This window comes from Acinetobacter sp. RIT698 (assembly GCF_009668065.1).
GTDB lineage: Bacteria > Pseudomonadota > Gammaproteobacteria > Pseudomonadales > Moraxellaceae > Acinetobacter > Acinetobacter guillouiae.
Genome location: NZ_WJYH01000019.1, coordinates 1 through 18852, shown reverse-complemented (window position 1 = coordinate 18852; position 18852 = coordinate 1). Strand labels below are relative to the sequence as shown.

Here is an 18852-nt window from a genome sequence, read left to right as displayed (position 1 = left end):
GACTGTTTTAGTCAACAATAAATAGTTTTGCACCAAATGCGGTAGAAGAACGATGCGCTTCAGCTTGGTCTGCAACTTGATAACTCATCCCTGCTTTTAAGGTAAAGGTACGTCCATCATCAAGTTCAGTGTGCAATTCACCTTCTAAGCAAAACAGGATATGACCTTTAAGACACCAGTGATCAGCCAAATAATCGACAGAATATTCGACCATTCGCACTCGAATATTATCAAATTGTTGTGTGCGCCAAAGTGCAAAGCCTTGCTCACCCTCATGGCGCGTTGTTGGAACTTCTGCCCAGTTGGTAATGCCAAAGGGGATGTTATTAATTTGCATATTATTTTCTCTCAATATTCTCAGTATGAGTTTCTGTAAAAAATGGATAAAAGAAAAGCCCCTTTCGGAGCTTTGCTTTTGATGTGTATTGAGAATTTAAGAAACAACGTTCTTTTTGATTCCACGCATCAATGTTTCTAAACGTTCACGATGGAAAGCAAGTTTCTGTTCGACCAATTGGAAATCAACTTTGAGTTTGACATCCATTTGGTGGATTTTTTCAGCAACAGATGCTTTTTTCGCTTGTAGCTCTTGTTCTTTTAACGCAGCCCAATCATTTAACGTATTGGTGAATGCTTCATATTCTTGCGATACTTTTTGTTTCATCGCGATGATGTCTGCATTGACGTTATGACCATAAATCGCTAAATCCTGTTCAGCATATTTAAATCTCATCGCCAATTCCGCTTTTTTGATATTAAAGCTTGGGATACGACGTAGATTCTTGGCTAAACCGATTTTAGAGCACGACCAAATCAACCATTTTGTTGGATCATATTGCCACCATTTCACACCATTACGATAATCGTATTGGAAAATATGGTGATAGTTATGATAACCCTCGCCCCATGTTGCAATGGCAAGAACAAAGTTATCACGTGCAGTATTTTCGTCAGTATAAGGACGTTTGCCCCACATATGGCAGAGTGAGTTGATAAAGAATGTTACATGGTGGCTAATGATTAAGCGGAGTAAACCACCCAAGAGTAATACGCCCCACATGTCACCTACAGCCCAACCCAGTGGAACTAAAATCGCAGCATGTACAGCAATCACAAGTGGAACATAATACTTGTCTTGGAACATAACCACTTTGTCATTCAACAAATCAGGTGCATTTTTATAATTTGATTCAGCAGCAGGATAATTACGTAACATCCAGCCAATATGAGCGTACCAAAAACCATTGTTAATCGAATACGGATCTTGATCCACATCATCCACATGGCGGTGATGTGTACGGTGACCAGATGCCCAGAACAAAATACTGTTTTGAACAGCAAAAGTTCCCATGATCATCAAAATGATTTTAAGTGGTAAAGTCGCTTCGTATGCACGATGTGCCCACAAGCGATGATAACCTGCAGTAATACCTAAACTACTGAGACCGAGTAAAACGAATAAACTAATCCAAGCTGCCGCACTAAAATCATGGTGGTAGGCATATAAAGGGATCGCAATTACTGCCACAAGAGGTAAAAAAACCAAGGCAAAAACACCGATCCAATTTATTGGGGCTTTGGGTAGGGGAGCATTCATCTCCAACAGCACTCCTAAGAACCTTAATCAGGTAAAGTTAAACGCATAGCTTCAGCATTTTTCTAGGCTATACTTTCACAGATATTATCATGGGCGAACATGTGTTCACTAGTATTAGTGTACATCTGTATTGTATAAAACAGTAACAGAATAAAACATGAATTCTAGCGGTTTGATCGAAAAAAATGAATGGTTAAAACGTCGTATTTAAATGTCACAATAGTGTAAGAATTTTTCTGTCTTATCCAATTTGATTTTTAGGGGGTTAGATAATTGATTCTCAAGTTAAATTTTAATTTTGGAACCCTCAAAAGTTCAAAATAAAATTCTACTTTATTGTGTTATTAAATGGATTTGAGTTATTGAATTTGCGCTAAGGCAAGCTGCATCATTTTTGGGAAATCAGTAATTAATCCATTGATCCCCAAATCTCTTAAATGCTTAGCGCGCTCAATATCATTGACGGTCCAAACACTGATGCCCAAACCTGCACGCTGAGTTGCTTGAATGAGCTCATCTGTTGCCAATTGATTCATCCATCCAATCTGGCAGCATCCCAGTTGTAATGCTTGTTCGATCGCACGTTGTTGGATGTCATCTTCAATCAGTAGACCACGTTTAAAACTTGAGTTTTGCTGTTGTAAGGCTTGATGTATTTTTAAATCAAAACTGGTAATCACTGCGACATTTTCAAAACCTCGCAGTTGTTTTTGTAATTCGATGATGAGTTGTTCAGCGTGTTGCAATGTTTCTACAGCTTTCACTTCAACTTCAATATGCTCAAAGTCCTGCATAATCTTTAGGCTTTGGCTTAAGGTAGGGGTAATTTGTTTTTCCCAATCCATCCAGATATTGGCTTGGTTATAGGCCGCTAATTCAGTGCTGTTTAAATCATACAGTGCTTGATCTATTCCGGTCGTTCTTAAAAAATTATCATCATGCATGATAATGAGTTCATCATCTTTTAATTGTCGAACATCGAATTCAACTGCACGGATACCTAAATCGTGAATATATTGAAATCCCGCTAAGGTATTTTCAGGTGCTTCACCACGCGCGCCACGATGTCCGATAATTCTCATAATGAACTCACATTCTCATTTTCATCTGTCTAGTAATCGTTTAAGTCTTACTTTTAGCAATAACTTGACTTTATCATACTGTTAAAAATTTACTTCTAGACAGTGATTTATCGTTAAATCGTATCATTGATGTTCTTTTGCCAAAGCACTTCACTACCACCTTCTGCACGTTGTAAGGTGCGTGAAGCAACAAAAAACCAGTCGGATAATCTGTTAATTAATTGTAGAGCAGTTGCTTGAATATTTTGATCACGACTGTGTACGGTCATTAAGCTGCGTTCTGCACGACGACATACAGCACGTGCTTGATGCGCATAGCTACATGCTAATGTTCCTGAAGGTAGAATAAAGTCCTTAAGCATTGGTAAGTCTTCATTCATTTTGTCGATTTCCTTTTCAAGAAATTCAACACAAACAGGTTGAAGCAAGTTGTAGTTAGGAATACAGACTTCACCACCTAAATCAAATAGCCAGTGTTGAATTAAACTCAGTGATTTATCCCAATCGGCTTTATCGACGATGTTACTCATTGAAATTTGTGAACGTAATACACCAACAATAGAATTTAGTTCATCTACATCACCGAGAGCGGTAATACGTAAGTCATCTTTCGCTACGCGAGAACCATCTCCTAATCCAGTGGTACCTGAATCACCTGTACGGGTATAAATTTTACTTAAACGATGTCCCATAATTTTGTCCTAGAGAAAAATGAAAAGATAAAGAATAAAAAAGGATAATGTCGGTCAAAACATTATCCATAAACTGCGCTGTTTTAGATATTTTTTTGGGTGTCGCTTTTAGTAGCGGAAAGTTACCCCTGCAGATGCAAGTCGACCACCGTTGATGTAGTAGTAACCATTACTGTATGAAGTTGTTTTGTATTCAACATCACCAATGTTTTGGATGTTTGTAAATAGTTTTACATTTGGATTTACATTCCAAAAAGCATTAACATCGACAGTAGCATAACCAGAAACTGTACTATTTTTAGGTCTAGATTTTGCAGAAAGTGATGTACTAATGCCATAAACTTCGTTCTGTATACCTGCTGTCAATGTTAGACTTTGACGCGAACGACGATTCAAGTCTTGATCTGTCTCTTTGTCTTTAGGTTGTACATATGCATAAGAAAGATTAGTAAATAATTCATCATTTGCCCAATCTAAATTAAACTCACCACCTGTAAAGGTTGCTTTTTTGACATTGTATAATCTGCTTTCATATGTGATTGGATCTGTCACATACGTGATCAAATCATCAACCTCATTACGATATGCAGATAATCCTAGGCTTAACTGATCAGTAATTTTTTGATCTAAACCAATTTCATAAGAAATACTTTCTTCAGGCTTCAAATTTGGATTTCCACCCCAATTTAGCGCATAAAGGTCATTGTTGGTTGGAGCTCGAAATGCTGTACCAATATTGGTATAAATACTTGTTGCAGGTGAAATTTGATAGCGTGCAGCTGCTTGGCCTACTGTATGCGTGCCAAAGGTTTCGTGATCTTCTACACGTAAACCCAATTGAGTATGTAGTTTATTTGATTGGTATTGATGTTGTACAAAATAACCTGTGCTATCTACATCTTTGTTGTAATCCACACCATAGGCACCACTACCTGAAAGCACATCAGATTTTATATTTTTAGTGGCTACACCAGCTAAAATATTCTGAGTTGGGGTAAATTGCCATTTACTATACAGTTCAGCTTCTTTTGTCGTGTTATAAATAGCATCATGTGAATCATTTTGTTCTAAGTCATCTTTAAATTGTGACAAACGTGTATTAACTGACAGATTATCATTAATGTTGACACGACCTTTAATATTGATCACTTCATTTTTAAAATCTTGCGATATATTTTTTAATCCAATTAGATTCCAATTGGTGTCATTTATACCATCAATATAAGTCGCAGTCCCTTGATTTTGTGAATAATCTATAGAAGCAGCATAATGTTCTTTTTCGATACCTACTTTTGCACTTAAGCCTTTTTGATCATATGAGCCCGCTTTGACATGAGCATCTTTAAAATCTGTAACTTGAGTACCATCGGATTCTAAACGTTGTCCTCGGATTTGTGCATAAAAACCATTTTCTGCGAGATCAGCACCTACAACAGATTTATAGGTATTGTGTTCACCAATTTCACCTGTGATGAAAGCACCCGTTTTTTCAGGAGTTTTTGAAATGAGTTGTACAACGCCTCCAATTGCATCTGTTCCATATAAGACTGATGCAGGGCCTTTTAGTACTTCAATCTGTTTGATATCAGTAGTATCAATAAAAGCTAATGATGCAGAACCAGCAGAACCTGTATTTAAACGAACACCATCACGGAGTACCAAAGTGTGAGTTGAATTAGTTCCACGTGTAAAGATAGAGGCTGCTTGACCATAACCACCATATTGCATCATATCAATAGAGGCATCACTCATAAGCAAATGCGGTAGTTCAGCAATTGGTGATTGTTCTAATATGTGTGGTTCAATAATTGAAATCCGTGCTGGCACATTTTCAATTTTTTCTTCAGAGCGAGTAGCAGTGATTACAATTGTATCAAGTTTCGAATTTGCTTCTGAATTTGAAGAAGTATCTGCAAAAGCAGGAGAAGATAACCCCATCGCAATAGCGACAGCACCTACAAGTGCAGTAGGTTTAAAAATAACAGACATGATATGCTCCATACATTCACTCCCCGTGAATGATTGAGTTTAAGGGCACAACAAGCTGGTATCCGGACTTAAATATAGAACCTAAAGCGATTCAGATTATTCCACCTTCCCACAAAACATTGCAGTGGTGTAAGTCTTTTGACTTATTAAAGAATAATATTTTCATTTTACCGTTGCGGGGGCAGTGTTGGATTTCCACCAACTTCCCAAAGCCTTAAGCTAGACTTGTTGCATTTGTGTGCAGTATAAAGTTTGTTTAGTGTATAAACAATGTAAAACAGATAATCCTATAGAACTTTAACGCAAGTGAATAAATTTGCTTTACAATGATTTGCTTAAAATACTGAAAAAATCAGTTTGGTCTGAACAAATTCGAGTTCAAAGCTATGCGTACCCGTGCCAAAATTTGTGGGATTACACGACCACAGGATATTCAAGCTGCTGTACAAGCAGGTGTGGATGCGATTGGTTTTGTGTTTTATGAACCTAGTCCACGTTATGTCACGATTGAATTGGCTCAGCAATTGGCACAACTTATTCCACCGTATATCAACATTGTTGGATTATTTGTCAATGCCAGCGCACAAGACATTGCACAAGTATTAGAACAAGTGCCTTTGGATATTATTCAGTTTCATGGTGATGAAACTGCACAACAATGTCAGCAGATCGCACAGTATAATAAGCGCCGTTGGTACAAAGCGATTCAGATTAAACCTGATGCAAAAAATTCAGATATTATTACGACAATTCAGCAATACCAACAGGCTGGTGCGAGTGCTATGCTTTTAGACGCATGGCATCCTGAACTGAAAGGAGGGACTGGACACAGTTTTGACTGGTCTCAATTCCCTAAACTCGATATTGCTTTAATTTTGGCAGGTGGTTTAAACCCTGAAAATATTGAAGACGCTATACAAACGACTCAAGCGTATGCAGTCGATGTCAGCGGAGGCGTAGAATCCGCAAAAGGTATCAAAGACCAACAACTCGTAGAACGATTTATGCAAGGAGTCCAACGTGGATCAGCAAAGTAATCAACAAAATAGTGTGATTGACTATACCCAATTCCCAGATCAAAACGGGCATTTCGGTATCCATGGCGGACGTTTTGTGTCAGAAACTTTAATGGCAGCTTTAGAGGATTTAGAGAAACTCTATTTCCGTATGAAAGATGATGCGCAGTTTCTGGCAGAATTCGACCGTGATCTCGCTTATTATGTCGGACGTCCTAGTCCGCTTTACTATGCTGAGCGATGGTCGAAAGAGTTGGGTGGTGCGCAAATTTATCTTAAACGTGAAGACTTAAATCATACAGGCTCACATAAGGTCAATAACACCATTGGTCAGGCGCTACTTGCGAAGCTTTCTGGCAAAAAACGTATTATTGCGGAAACGGGTGCAGGTCAACATGGTGTGGCGACAGCAACAATTGCCGCGCGTTTAGGTCTTGAGTGTGTGGTATTCATGGGTGCTGAAGACGTAAAACGTCAGGCCATGAATGTCTACCGTATGCGCTTGCTTGGCGCAACAGTTGTGCCTGTAGAAAGTGGTTCTAAAACATTAAAAGATGCCATGAACGAAGCGATGCGTGACTGGGTAACCAATGTAGATTCGACTTACTACGTGATTGGTACGGTTGCAGGTCCACATCCATATCCGCAATTGGTACGTGATTTCCAGTCGATTATTGGACGTGAAGCACGTAAACAAATTCAAGAGCAAGCAGGTCGTTTACCAGATGCTTTGGTTGCATGTGTCGGCGGTGGTTCAAATGCAATGGGCTTGTTCTATCCATTCTTAAATGATCAAGATGTTAAAATGTACGGTGTTGAAGCCGCAGGTTTAGGCATTGAAACAGGGAAACATTCTGCGCCATTAAATGCAGGCCATGTTGGCGTTTTACATGGTAACCGTACTTATTTAATGTCAGATGAGCAAGGTCAGATTATTGAAACACATTCAATCTCTGCAGGTTTGGATTATCCTGGTGTGGGTCCTGAACATAGTTTCTTAAAAGACATGCATCGTGTGAATTATGTGCCAATTAATGATACAGAAGCACTTCAAGGCTTCCGTGATTTGACTCATATTGAAGGGATTATTCCTGCATTGGAAAGTTCACATGCAATGGCTTATGTGACTAAACTCGCGCCAACAATGTCGAAGGATCAAATTATTATTGCGACGGTATCGGGTCGTGGTGACAAAGACTTAATGACTGTTGCACGTATTGATGGTGTTGAAATGGTCGAGATGTAATTCATCTTACTCGATCAATTTAAAAGCCTCTTTTATAGAGGCTTTTTTATTTCTGGACTAGACAGGATCATGGGGAAACTCTACAAAAAGCACATGGAAATCATGAGCTAAATTACCCAAAATTTACTGAAAATAATCGGTTAATTTTTAATATGCCTTTTTTACAACGGGTTCGAGCTGAACCTTTTCCTGAAAAAATTGTCTGGGGATGGAAAGACACATTTGCGATTTGTATCATCCCTTTAATTATTTTAAATGGTTTTATTTTAGAAAAAATATTTGGAATCTCGATAGCTGCTAGTCTGGGCGATACCATTTTAAGAGGCGTGCTGTTTATTTTAGTGTGCTACTTATATAAGGATATGTTGCTTACGCATTGGCAAAAGTATAAACAAGCCTTTTGGCGCTCAAGTGTCTTGGTGGTGGTCGGTGCAATCGTGTTACAAGTGGTGATCTCACTGACACGTCAGTTTTTACCCCTCGGGCCGAGTACACAAGAAAAAAGCCTGATTGATCCTGAACATATTCCTTTTCTCAGTCTGTTGGTGATTAGCTTGGGTCCACTATTTACTGCGCTTTTAGAAGATATTGTGTTTCGCTATACTTTATTGCAAAAGTTATTTATCCAACCGTGGTTATGGCGCATTGTACTGATTATATTGAACTCTATATTATTTGGTCTGATCCATTATCATAATTTTGACGGAAATTTAATCGCGACAATCAGCTTTATGAGTGCAGGTTTATTTTTAAATCTGATCTATTTGTGGACACGCAATATTTGGCATGTATTACTCATTCATTTTTTGAACAATGCCGTATTATCTGTGGGTGGGATTTTATTATTAAAACTTTTTCAAACATTAACTTAGTGACTTTAGTGACTGAATATGTCTAGTTTATTTATCGTTATGCTGGGTGGCCGTCATGCACGTGCCAATGTTGAAGTTCATGATGTGGTTCTTGCCGTAGGAGATTCGCTTGAAGAGGTTTATCCTCAATTAAAAAATGCGTGGTTTGGTGAGCAACAGGGTTTACACATCGACGCATGGCAAAAATTACAGGCTTTAGTGTTTGAAAATAAGAAATATCAAATACATTTTACTGATGCGCAACCGAATGCATCAGATCAGAAGCTTTGGCTAATTAATTTAGGCGGCTATGATGCAAATGAGTTTGGTGAGTTACACCGCTATATCTTGATTGTTGCTCAAGATGCGATTGAAGCGAAAGCCAAGGGTAAACAGCATTTTGCAGGGCATTGGCAAAAACCACATACCGATCGAGTTTTAGAGGTAGATGATTGTCTGGCGATAGATCAGGTATATGGCCGTTATGTGCAATTGATTGAAGTAGATTTGAATGCTGATTCTCATGTAGAGCTTGACCAAAGTGTTTGGGAGAATACCTATTTGGCCATCTGAGTTGTCATCGCTTGATCTGCTTAAAAAGGGCGCTGTATTGCAGCCTTAAAAGATTAAGCGTATCTTAATTTTAAAAAATTGACATCAATCATTGCATTGCTCTCTCATAATCTAGTTAGTGTAACAACAGAAACTTCGCAATGTTTTCAACAAGTTTACGTAGACTAAAAACTCAAACAAAACACTGCGGAGTGTGATCAATGAGCGGTTTATTAGACGAGTTAGGTAAAATTGCAGGTGCAGTGATTGCTGAGCAAAGTGTCGATACGTTAGATCCTGATGCTGGCTTTCTAGAAAAAGCAGCTGGCGCATTTGCAGGTTATGAAGCCGCAAAAATTGCCGAAGACAAACTAGAAAATAGTGATGAGCAGCAGAAAGCAGAGGATTAACTCAAGATCGCTAAACTCAGCTTTGGGCATTGATCTTAATCAATCCTGTGTACATATCAATAAGCTACAGGGATGAATAAGTTCAGTATCGGGATGACAGCTGTGATCAAAGAGAGGGCATATTCGATATGCTCTTTTTATTATCTAAAATAAAGATAAGCAATGAAGAAAATCATCCATAACGTAATAAAAGCATGCTTTGCCCGTAAAGCATTGCCAATTCGATCTTTGCACAATGCTTATCAATAAAACCGCTATAAAATATGGAAAAAAAGCATTTCTTTGATAGATCAATACTCGTTATATTGTGCATCGTTATAATGAAACTACTAGCTGTACGCCATGTATTTATATACTGATTTCGATCAGCAACTGATCAATGAACGTGTTGCACAATTCCGTGATCAAACGGAACGTTATTTAGCTGGAAAACTCACTGAAGATGAGTATCGTCCATTACGATTACAAAATGGTTTATACGTACAGCGTTATGCGCCAATGCTACGTATTGCTGTACCTTACGGTTTAATGAACTCTAAACAATTACGTAAAGTTTCAGAGCTTGCCAAAGAATATGACCGTGGTTATGCACACGTTTCGACACGTCAGAACATTCAGTTTAACTGGCCTGCGCTAGAAAATGTGCCTGATATGCTTGAAGGTTTAGCTTCTGTTCAGATGCATGCGATCCAAACTTCAGGAAACTGTATCCGTAATACCACAACAGACCAATACGCTGGTGTTGTTGCTGGGGAAATTGCAGATCCACGCCCGACGTGTGAATTGATTCGTCAGTGGTCTACATTCCATCCTGAGTTTGCATTTTTACCGCGTAAGTTCAAAATTGCAGTTTCCGCACTTGAAGAAATTGATCGTGCAGCAACTTCATTCCATGACATTGGGGTGTATTTAACTCGTAATGAAGCAGGTGAGTTGGGTTATAAAATCAAAGTGGGTGGTGGCCTAGGTCGTACACCTATCATTGGTTCTATGATTCGTGAGTGGTTGCCACGTGAAGATTTAATTGCTTATTTAGAAGCGGTTCTGCGTGTTTATAACTTGCACGGTCGCCGTGACAATAAATATAAAGCTCGTATTAAAATTTTGGTTAAAGCATTAACACCACAAGTTTTTGCTGAAAAAGTTGAAGCTGAATTTGCTGAAACAATTAAAACCTTGAAAGTTCAACCTGAAATTTTGCAAAAATTAGACGAAGAGTTTATGCCGTTTGATTATCAAAATTATGCAGATGAAGATTTCAGTGGCTTATTTGCTGAATATCCAAAGTTTAAACAGTGGTTCAATATCAATACCAATGCACATAAAGTTGCAGGCTATCGTATTGTCACTATTTCACTAAAACGTGCGGGTATTGCACCAGGTGATATGACTGTTGAAGAAATGAATTTGATTGCAGATCTTGCAGACAAATATACATTTGGTGAATTACGGACCACACACGAACAAAATATTTCATTGGTTGATGTACCACAGAAAGATTTATTTGAATTATGGCAAACGCTTGAAAAGAATAATCTTGCTCGGGCACATATTGGTTTTATTACCGATATCATTTGCTGCCCAGGTGGTGACTTCTGTTCATTGGCAAATGCGAAATCTATTCCGATTTCTGAAGCCATTACACGCCGTTTTGATGATTTAGATACGGTCTATAACTTAGGCCATATCGACTTGAATATTTCAGGTTGTATGAATGCTTGTGGTCATCACCATGTCGGCAACATCGGTATTTTGGGTGTGGACAAAAAAGGCGCTGAATTCTATCAAATTACCTTGGGTGGAAATGCAGACCATGACGCTTCAATTGGTGATATTTTAGGACCATCATTTGCAGCAGAATCTGTACCTGACATTATTGATGAAATTTTAAATACTTATCTTGATCTTCGTAACGAAGGTGAAGAATTTATTGAAACTTATCGCCGAGTGGGTATCCAACCTTTTAAGGAGCGCGCATATGCTTAATACCGCACTTCAAGTCCTCTCTAAAGATGGCACTGTTGCAGACAATACCTATCAAATCATTGCTGAAGATGGAGTATTGCCACAAGGTGATGTGTTGTTGACCGTTGACCAGTTGGATCAGCTTGCGAATGTGACGGGAAAAAAAGCACTATTTCTTACCGTAGATGCTTCACCTGAAACCAATGCGTTTCCATTAGATCAGTTAGATGCGATCTTTATTGATTTCGCAGGTTTTAATGATGGTCGTGGTTATTCATTTGCTGCGTTGTTACGTCGCCAAGGCTATACAGGCGATCTTCGTGCAACAGGCGATGTGTTTAAAGATGTCTTGAACTATATGAAGCGTTCTGGTTTCGATACTTTTGTTGTAAAAGAAGGTAAAGATATCCATGAGGCAGCAGCAGGTTTAGGTGATTTTACTCACCCTTACCAAGCATCTACAGCTGTACCAAAAGCACATTATCAAACAGGTGCTTGATTGCTCTAAGTACTGATTTTGAAATGAAAGCCGAACTTAAGTTCGGCTTTTTATTGTTCTCAAGTTAAAGCTGGTGTAGCCATTGCTTATTATGAATATGATATGAACGATATAAATTGGTATTCGGCTTTATTTGTATCGTGCCCAAATCAATATTGATTCAACATAACATCATTAGGTAGTAAACCTTCTCTACTTAAAAGCATCTATAAAAAATCATCGTTGCATTTTTGCAATGTTGTAGGCTGGAAAAGTCTATATATCTACAACAATGAACAGCAGATAATTAAACAAAGATGATTCATGGTGGATGAAATGTTAAATCAAACAATGGGTGACTTATCGCTACTCAAAGGCTGGAACGCAACTTTACCCAATACTGAAGTCATGCCTGTACTATTTTTGGGACATGGTTCACCCATGAATGCGATTCAAACCAATGATTTTACCCGTACTTGGAACAGCATTGGTGCAGAAATGGACGTACAGCCCACAGCAATTTTATGTATTTCCGCACATTGGCTTACCCAAGGTGGTACTGCCGTCACTGCAATGCAACAACCGAAAACCATTCATGATTTTGGTCGTTTTCCTCAAGCTTTGTTTGATGTGCAATATCCTGCTACTGGAAATAAAGCTTTGGTTGAGGCAACAACTGAAGCAATTCACAGTATAGAAATTCATCATGATCATAGTTGGGGATTAGATCACGGAACATGGGGCGTGTTATGTCATGTATTCCCACAAGCCAATATTCCTGTTGTTCAATTGAGTGTCGACTATAGTCAAGGTGCCCAATATCATTATGACTTGGCTAAACAATTAGCGCAGTTACGTCGTAAAGGGGTATTGATTGTTGCCAGTGGTAATCTCGTACATAACCTAAGCAAAATTGCCTTTGATAAATTTGATGATCATTATGGTTATGATTGGGCTTTAGAAGCTGATGCAAAGATGAAAAATTTCTTAGCCACGCATAACCATCAAGCTTTGATTGACTGGCAAAAGCAAGGTGCTGAGTTTTTATTGTCGATTCCCACACCTGATCACTATTATCCGATGTTATATGCCTTAGGCTTACAGGAAGAGAAAGATGAGTTACATATTTTTAATGATCAAGCCGTTGCTGGTTCATTAACCATGACCTCATTTCGACTTGATCAACATTAATTTCAAATGTTAAGAATATAAAAGTTGGGTCTAAGGATTCAACTTTTATATTATTGATGAGATTGAGTTAGTCGTATTTATTCTCTCAAGATAGAACGCTTTTAAGATCATTGCGCAATTTTCAAATATTGAGGTCTTACTTCCTTACAGAGCAGTTTAGATATCACTGAATCCATATGAAATTTAGAATAATGGCGAATTAATAAATTTATAGAAAAATGCTGTAGCTAATGATGGCTCTAACAGTAAAGGAAATAAGAAACCATAGATTGCACCAGCAATATGCGCGCGGTGGTCGATTAATGGCGAATGTCCTGAACGGATTGCATACAGGCTATAGCATAAATAAATCGTGCCAAAAATAATCGCGGGCACAGGTAAAATATAGATATAAATCATGCCCCAAGGGTTAAATAGAATCGCACTAAATAATACTGCATTAACGGCACCCGAAGCCCCTAAACTTCGATAGGAATTTAGGGTTCGATTATGCAAATAGCTGGGAATCGCAGCAATGATGATAGCACTACAATAAAATAAGACAAAGCCCATACCACTTAAGTAATCACGGAAAAACCATTCAACATTTCGTCCAAAGAAGTACAAGGTAAACATATTGAAAAATAGATGCATACCATCTTTATGGATAAAACCATGGGTTAAAAAGCGATCATATTGACCATGCTTAATCGCTGAAACATTGAAAATCAAACGATTCATTACATTGCGTTGCTGCCAAGCAATAAAAGAAATCGCAAGTGTGATTAAAATAATCAGAAGGGTATGGGTAAGACCAGTGATCATATTGTTATAAATGACGTTGTTATCGTAATAGCAATATAACCTATATCATTGTCAATCAATAGGCTATCGCAATATTCTGTTCATTATCCTTCACTCAGTTGACAGTTCACCATCCAGCGAATACCAAACTGATCGGTGAAAGCACCATATAAAGCACCCCAAAATGTAGGTTCTAGTGCCATTTCAATATGACCATTGGTAGAGAGTGCTGTAAATAATCGCTGAGCTTCATCCGCTTCGTGAGCTTCTAAGTTGATCGAAATATAATGGTTGGTGCCTTTGCTGAATGGTGCACTATTAGGTGCACAGAACTGCTCGCTGGTGTCTGAACCCATCAATACGGTAAACTCATTAATCGGTAAAGAAACATGTAAAATATAGTTTTTCTCTTGGTCTGGCACTTGGACATCGGGCAGTTCGGAATAACGTTTTAAAAATGAAAATTCACCGCCAAAAACAGATTTATAAAAATTAAAAGCAGCTTCGGTCTGACCTTCAAAGTTTAAATAGTGATTAAGTTGCATTGTGATTGTCCATTTTGTTGTTTTGAAGTGATTAATTTATCAGCTGATGGTTTAAAACTTGATGAATATTTTGTAATTGAAAACAAAAATCCCTCAATCATAAATGAGGGACTTTTGTTTTCTAGGTTATCGCTTTGGTCTGCTTAAAGCTGTTTATCTTGTTGTTGCTCTAATTTTAAATCCTGTTTATTGGCATAACCATCAATATCTTCATTTTGAAGAACTTCATTTGGATTTGGACGATCTACAAAGCCAATTTTAGGTACAGGGATTTCAATCTGATTTTCCACAAAACGATTGCGGATTAACTCATGAATTTCATCTTTGACTTGTAGATAGTTTGCTTGCATACACCACAGCGCAAATAAAATTTCAATGGAGGATTCTCCAAAGGCAGAAACAGTTACACGCGGTTTAGGATCTGCTAATACCAACGGGTAATCGTTGGCAACATCAATTAAAACTTCACGAACTTTATTGATGTTCTCATTAAAGTTAATTGCAACCGTAATCGACAATCGCCGTATCGGGAATTTTGATAGGTTATGTACGGGGGCGCGAATCAATTGCTCATTGGGGAGGCGCACATAGACATTGTCCATAGTCAAAAGTTTCACTGAAAGTAAGTCAATCGAAATCACCTCACCTTCAATAGTATGTCCACGAATCAGGGTGATTTGAATCGTATCGCCAACTTCAAATGAACCTTCGCCAATTAAAAATAAGCCACTGATTAAATTTGATGCAGAAGTTTGTGAGGCAAAACCCAATGCAACAGTTAAAATCCCTGCTGCGCCTAAAAATACGCTGAGTTTAAAGCCTGCTTCTTTTAAGCTGGCAATCACAAACAGTAAGAAAATAAAATAAAAAATACCTCTACGCCAAACCAAACGTTGATGCGCATTAAAGCGCGCGCCTATGGTACGGATAAAGGTATTGGAAATGACACGTGCCAGTACAAAACCCACAAAGCAGAGGATCAGAGCAACAGCAATTTCACTTAAGCGGTCGACATTTACATTGGTAAAGATGCCTTTTAGGCTATTGGCAATGTCTTTGGGAATATTGGATTCAGCCATTTTTACCTCATCCCTTAGAAAAATGAATCAAACATATTGAACAAAGCGCCACCTGGTGAGCGTGGCGGATGTACATAAATCACTTCGCCGGCCAAAGGTGGTGTACGATTTTCAATTCTTACACGGGCAGGGCGGTCATTGCCTTCATACACGACCTTGATTTGTGATGTCCATAAACGTCCTGTACTTTCACTATAAAATAAAGGTAGCGCAGGAACAGGCACATTCATACGGTCAAATCGAAGCTGATGACTACTGACATTGTGGAAATCAATCGGTGTTACTGCACGAAAGGCACGTGGACGTAATAAATTTAATTCGGTACGACCATCGACTGAGGTGGCATAACACATTTCGCCTGTGCGGTGATCAGGGCCAAACCATGTATCCTTAGGTAAAATTACAGGAATATCAAATAAGGGTTCTTTTTGGGCTTGCACAAAACCTGAAATCCACAGTGGTGTACTGATATAGAGTGTGCCGCGTTGGCCTGCCGGAATATAAATTGGATCGACAGGACGAATCACCACAGAGCGATCGGCTAAACGGGGCATAAGTTGAAATGCTTTATGGGTCTCGCGAAACATATAGCGTTCAACATGTACAGGTTCAGGAAAACCAAAGTTTACATCATGGATTTTATGCCATTGCTGCTCATAGTCATATTGGAATTTTGGACGATAATATTCCAAGCGCCATTCTTGTAAACCACGAGTAATGCGCATCATCATAGAACCAAATTGCCATGCTTTGGATTGGTTCAATTCAAACAGTTGTTCTCCCCACCACTTTAAATCAGGGAGTTCTGGTTCCAGATGTTCTTTCTTCTTAGACAAATGTGTTTATCCCATTCATAAAATCATCATCAAATCTTTAACAAACAGACTTCACGCTGTCATGAGCATAGAGTACACTCAAAGCAATTTAAATCATTAATATAAGTTGTAATGCAAGTTCTCAAACAATTACAAATACCATATAGTTTTGCAAAACGGCATGGAGTGCTGTTGCGTTATGAAGGTGATCAAGTTTTTATTGTTCGCCGTCAGGATACCGCACAAATTGCGATTCAGGAAGCCCGCCGCTATCTCGGTCGTACAGCACAACATCAATTATGTAATGAAACTGAGTTTAATCACATGCTCAGTTCAAGCTATGCTGGTGAAACGGGCGAATCGCAACAGGTTGCAGCTGGTCTTGAAGATCACCCTGATCTATTGAGTCTGGCCGATCAGATTCCTGAAACTGAAGATTTGATGGATCAGGAAGATGATGCTCCAATCGTGCGACTCATCAATGCTTTATTGTCTGAAGCGATTCGAGTCGGGGCTTCTGATATTCATATTGAAGCTTTTGAAAAGAAATTATCTGTTCGCTTACGGGTAGATGGGCAATTGCGTGAAATCGTACAGCCTCGTCGTGAACTTGCGCCATTGTTGGTATCGCGTATTAAAGTCATGGCAAAACTCGATATTGCAGAAAAACGTATTCCACAAGATGGTCGTATTTCTTTACGTCTTGCAGGACGTGAGGTGGATGTCCGTGTTTCGACCTTGCCATCGTCGCATGGTGAACGTGTCGTTATGCGTTTGTTGGATAAACAAGCGGGTCGACTCAACATGACCCATTTGGGTTTAATGAAGCCTGACTATGAGCGTTTAACGCAATTGGTTCATCGTCCACATGGCATTATTCTAGTCACTGGCCCTACAGGTTCGGGTAAAACGACGACTTTGTATGCCGCGCTTTCTGATTTGAATGATGGTTCTAAAAATATCCTCACTGCTGAAGATCCGATTGAGTATCAACTTGAAGGGATTGGGCAGACTCAAGTGAATACCAAAGTGGATATGACCTTTGCCCGTGCGTTAAAAGCCATGCTGCGTCAAGATCCAGATGTGGTGATGGTGGGTGAGATCCGTGATTTGGAAACGGCTGAAATCGCAGTTCAAGCGTCTTTAACAGGTCACTTGGTTTTGTCTACACTACATACCAATACTGCAATTGGTGCTGTGACCCGTTTAAAAGATATGGGGATTGAACCCTTCTTATTATCCAGTTCATTGATTGGGGTGATTGCCCAGCGTTTAGTTCGGACATTGTGTTCTCATTGTCATACATGGCGTGAAGCAGATGACTTTGAAAAAGATGTGTTTAAACCTGTGAGTTTAGAATCGAATTTAAAACTGCCTGTGCCGAATGGTTGTGATTTTTGTTCCCATACGGGCTTTACAGGACGTACTGCGATTTATGAAATTGTACCGATTGATGAGCAGATGCGCCGTTTGATTCATGGTAATGCAGCAGAATATGAGCTTGAAGAATATGCACGTAAAGATGCAGGCTCAATTCGAGATGATGGTTTACGTAAAGTATTGGCGGGTAAAACCACAATGGAAGAGGTTTTACGGGTAACCAATGAAGCGGCTGAGTAAGCCTGATTCTTTAATAGTTTATATGTTATTTCCTAGCCCTTAATAATCGTTTATCAAAATAGATATTTAGCTAAAGCAGCTTTTTTTGATAAGTATTTATTTAGGGTATGGAAATTTATGTTTGGATTTTCGTCATCTCTAAATGAAAATCATCCTTGTTATGTTAACTTTTTTGTTCTTCAAATCTAAAATAATATGGAAATAGATCAGAATCATCTTTTGTACATTTCATAAAATGCCTAAAAACAGTTAATTCCACTGCCTCATTTAGTTCTAAGTCCTGTTGATTTAACTCTTCCATGAGTTCTATTGTTGGAGAGTTTAGGTTAAATTTCCCTGTTACGTTATAGATGTAAGAGTTTTCTGTTTCAATATCTAATCTTAAATCGGTTCTCCATTGTGAATTACTTCCCCATCCTTGAGATAAGTCAAAGTATTTTCTATTTTTACGTCTGAATGCCCAATAAATTGAAGCCTTGTTTATTAAGTTTAAATTGAATTTATCTGGATTGAGTAAAATTTTCACACCAGCTTTTTTTATCATTAAATTATTTAGTTTTACAGCAGGAAAGTTACACTCAATAATTTCGAAATCATTCATTCCTATTTGTGCTTCTATTATTTCACAATTAAAAGGTTTGAATGAAAAGGGTGTAGTTATTTCAAGACCAAGAAGGTTATTAAATTCAATGTATTCTGCTACTGTAATTCTTGGTCCTTTCCAATCAGAATCATCAGCATCATTGTCAGTTTGAAAAGGAAGTGTCAGTAGGTCTAATACACGAGATAATGCATAAAGCTCCCAAATATCTTCTTGCAATAATTCATTTTTTCTACCACTTATTTTGTTGGATATATTCGAAATATAATTCTTATAGTCATTTTCAACAATCCATTTTTTAATTACAGATTCAAAAAAATCTTCAGCTTTAAAGTCTAAT

Annotated in this window: 19 protein-coding genes and 1 riboswitch; of the genes, 9 read left to right on the top strand and 10 right to left on the bottom strand. The window is 38.3% G+C overall.

Features of this window, described 5'->3' with window-relative positions:
• Positions 1 to 7: 7 nt before the first annotated feature.
• The 5 genes from GJV03_RS10265 to GJV03_RS10245 form a co-directional block, all read right to left on the bottom strand.
• A complete protein-coding gene (locus GJV03_RS10265; RefSeq protein WP_004725953.1) occupies positions 8 to 337 on the bottom strand; it encodes a DHCW motif cupin fold protein in 330 nt (109 codons plus the stop codon).
• A 96-nt stretch (positions 338 to 433) separates the two neighbouring features.
• Positions 434 to 1597: an acyl-CoA desaturase gene (locus tag GJV03_RS10260; protein WP_004725954.1), complete on the bottom strand. Its 1164-nt coding sequence runs from the start codon at positions 1595 to 1597 to the stop codon at positions 434 to 436.
• Positions 1598 to 1956: 359 nt separating this feature from the next.
• On the bottom strand, positions 1957 to 2679 hold the full coding sequence (locus GJV03_RS10255) for a glycerophosphodiester phosphodiesterase (RefSeq protein WP_056512347.1): 723 nt from the start codon (positions 2677 to 2679) through the stop codon (positions 1957 to 1959).
• Positions 2680 to 2792: 113 nt separating this feature from the next.
• Positions 2793 to 3371: a cob(I)yrinic acid a,c-diamide adenosyltransferase gene (locus tag GJV03_RS10250; protein ID WP_056512348.1), complete on the bottom strand. Its 579-nt coding sequence runs from the start codon at positions 3369 to 3371 to the stop codon at positions 2793 to 2795.
• A gap of 108 nt (positions 3372 to 3479) precedes the next feature.
• A complete protein-coding gene (locus GJV03_RS10245) occupies positions 3480 to 5360 on the bottom strand; it encodes a TonB-dependent receptor (protein WP_154130031.1) in 1881 nt (626 codons plus the stop codon).
• A gap of 35 nt (positions 5361 to 5395) precedes the next feature.
• Positions 5396 to 5604: riboswitch (cobalamin riboswitch) on the bottom strand.
• A 142-nt stretch (positions 5605 to 5746) separates the two neighbouring features.
• Here GJV03_RS10245 and GJV03_RS10240 point away from each other — a divergent pair.
• The 8 genes from GJV03_RS10240 (at position 5747) to ygiD (ending at position 13069) form a co-directional block, all read left to right on the top strand.
• A complete protein-coding gene (locus GJV03_RS10240; RefSeq protein WP_154130030.1) occupies positions 5747 to 6397 on the top strand; it encodes a phosphoribosylanthranilate isomerase in 651 nt (216 codons plus the stop codon).
• Complete coding sequence (trpB, locus tag GJV03_RS10235; protein WP_004725964.1) at positions 6381 to 7622, top strand: tryptophan synthase subunit beta; 1242 nt, start codon at positions 6381 to 6383, stop codon at positions 7620 to 7622. The genes GJV03_RS10240 and trpB overlap by 17 nt, the downstream gene beginning before the upstream one ends.
• A gap of 152 nt (positions 7623 to 7774) precedes the next feature.
• Entirely contained in the window at positions 7775 to 8494 is a 720-nt protein-coding gene (locus GJV03_RS10230) for a type II CAAX endopeptidase family protein (protein ID WP_154130029.1), read from the top strand.
• Positions 8495 to 8512: 18 nt separating this feature from the next.
• The gene (locus tag GJV03_RS10225) at positions 8513 to 9046 is read left to right on the top strand and encodes a DUF1543 domain-containing protein (RefSeq protein WP_154130028.1); all 534 of its coding nucleotides are present in this window, start codon (positions 8513 to 8515) and stop codon (positions 9044 to 9046) included.
• 200 nt (positions 9047 to 9246) lie between these two features.
• Complete coding sequence (locus GJV03_RS10220) at positions 9247 to 9435, top strand: hypothetical protein (protein WP_004725970.1); 189 nt, start codon at positions 9247 to 9249, stop codon at positions 9433 to 9435.
• Between the two features lie 342 nt (positions 9436 to 9777).
• Positions 9778 to 11421, top strand: a complete 1644-nt coding sequence (locus tag GJV03_RS10215; protein ID WP_004725972.1) for a nitrite/sulfite reductase — start codon at positions 9778 to 9780, stop codon at positions 11419 to 11421.
• Positions 11414 to 11899 carry a DUF934 domain-containing protein gene (locus GJV03_RS10210; RefSeq protein ID WP_154130027.1) on the top strand — a complete coding sequence of 162 codons (486 nt, stop codon included), beginning with the start codon at positions 11414 to 11416 and terminating at the stop codon, positions 11897 to 11899. The genes GJV03_RS10215 and GJV03_RS10210 overlap by 8 nt, the downstream gene beginning before the upstream one ends.
• 315 nt (positions 11900 to 12214) lie before the next feature.
• Positions 12215 to 13069, top strand: coding sequence for a 4,5-DOPA dioxygenase extradiol (gene ygiD, locus GJV03_RS10205; RefSeq protein WP_004725976.1), 855 nt, complete (start codon positions 12215 to 12217; stop codon positions 13067 to 13069).
• Positions 13070 to 13252: 183 nt separating this feature from the next.
• Here the strand turns inward: ygiD and GJV03_RS10200 are convergent, their stop codons facing one another.
• The 4 genes from GJV03_RS10200 to GJV03_RS10185 form a co-directional block, all read right to left on the bottom strand.
• Positions 13253 to 13873 (bottom strand): rhomboid family intramembrane serine protease, encoded by a 621-nt coding sequence (locus GJV03_RS10200; RefSeq protein ID WP_004725978.1) that lies wholly within the window; start codon positions 13871 to 13873, stop codon positions 13253 to 13255.
• 83 nt (positions 13874 to 13956) lie between these two features.
• Complete coding sequence (locus GJV03_RS10195; RefSeq protein WP_056512360.1) at positions 13957 to 14397, bottom strand: VOC family protein; 441 nt, start codon at positions 14395 to 14397, stop codon at positions 13957 to 13959.
• 143 nt (positions 14398 to 14540) lie between these two features.
• Entirely contained in the window at positions 14541 to 15476 is a 936-nt protein-coding gene (locus GJV03_RS10190; protein WP_004725982.1) for a mechanosensitive ion channel family protein, read from the bottom strand.
• A 14-nt stretch (positions 15477 to 15490) separates the two neighbouring features.
• A complete protein-coding gene (locus GJV03_RS10185) occupies positions 15491 to 16312 on the bottom strand; it encodes a hypothetical protein (protein WP_004725984.1) in 822 nt (273 codons plus the stop codon).
• 111 nt (positions 16313 to 16423) lie between these two features.
• On the opposite strand from GJV03_RS10185, the gene gspE reads away from it, so the two are divergent.
• Positions 16424 to 17911: a type II secretion system ATPase GspE gene (gene gspE, locus GJV03_RS10180; RefSeq protein WP_004725986.1), complete on the top strand. Its 1488-nt coding sequence runs from the start codon at positions 16424 to 16426 to the stop codon at positions 17909 to 17911.
• Between the two features lie 163 nt (positions 17912 to 18074).
• On the opposite strand, the gene GJV03_RS21480 is transcribed toward gspE, so the two are convergent.
• Positions 18075 to 18852 (bottom strand): hypothetical protein (locus GJV03_RS21480; protein ID WP_171501850.1); only part of this gene is annotated, 778 nt, incomplete at its 5' end.

What these genes read in the sequence shown, in the direction of transcription:
- GJV03_RS10265 (WP_004725953.1), bottom strand. Translation starts at nt 337, where the DNA reads ATGCAAATTAATAACATCCCCTTTGGCATTACCAACTGGGCAGAAGTT.
- GJV03_RS10260 (WP_004725954.1), bottom strand. Translation starts at nt 1,597, where the DNA reads ATGAATGCTCCCCTACCCAAAGCCCCAATAAATTGGATCGGTGTTTTT.
- GJV03_RS10255 (WP_056512347.1), bottom strand. Translation starts at nt 2,679, where the DNA reads ATGAGAATTATCGGACATCGTGGCGCGCGTGGTGAAGCACCTGAAAAT.
- GJV03_RS10250 (WP_056512348.1), bottom strand. Translation starts at nt 3,371, where the DNA reads ATGGGACATCGTTTAAGTAAAATTTATACCCGTACAGGTGATTCAGGT.
- GJV03_RS10245 (WP_154130031.1), bottom strand. Translation starts at nt 5,360, where the DNA reads ATGTCTGTTATTTTTAAACCTACTGCACTTGTAGGTGCTGTCGCTATT.
- GJV03_RS10240 (WP_154130030.1), top strand. Translation starts at nt 5,747, where the DNA reads ATGCGTACCCGTGCCAAAATTTGTGGGATTACACGACCACAGGATATT.
- GJV03_RS10230 (WP_154130029.1), top strand. Translation starts at nt 7,775, where the DNA reads ATGCCTTTTTTACAACGGGTTCGAGCTGAACCTTTTCCTGAAAAAATT.
- GJV03_RS10225 (WP_154130028.1), top strand. Translation starts at nt 8,513, where the DNA reads ATGTCTAGTTTATTTATCGTTATGCTGGGTGGCCGTCATGCACGTGCC.
- GJV03_RS10220 (WP_004725970.1), top strand. Translation starts at nt 9,247, where the DNA reads ATGAGCGGTTTATTAGACGAGTTAGGTAAAATTGCAGGTGCAGTGATT.
- GJV03_RS10215 (WP_004725972.1), top strand. Translation starts at nt 9,778, where the DNA reads ATGTATTTATATACTGATTTCGATCAGCAACTGATCAATGAACGTGTT.
- GJV03_RS10210 (WP_154130027.1), top strand. Translation starts at nt 11,414, where the DNA reads ATGCTTAATACCGCACTTCAAGTCCTCTCTAAAGATGGCACTGTTGCA.
- ygiD (WP_004725976.1), top strand. Translation starts at nt 12,215, where the DNA reads ATGTTAAATCAAACAATGGGTGACTTATCGCTACTCAAAGGCTGGAAC.
- GJV03_RS10200 (WP_004725978.1), bottom strand. Translation starts at nt 13,873, where the DNA reads ATGATCACTGGTCTTACCCATACCCTTCTGATTATTTTAATCACACTT.
- GJV03_RS10195 (WP_056512360.1), bottom strand. Translation starts at nt 14,397, where the DNA reads ATGCAACTTAATCACTATTTAAACTTTGAAGGTCAGACCGAAGCTGCT.
- GJV03_RS10190 (WP_004725982.1), bottom strand. Translation starts at nt 15,476, where the DNA reads ATGGCTGAATCCAATATTCCCAAAGACATTGCCAATAGCCTAAAAGGC.
- gspE (WP_004725986.1), top strand. Translation starts at nt 16,424, where the DNA reads ATGCAAGTTCTCAAACAATTACAAATACCATATAGTTTTGCAAAACGG.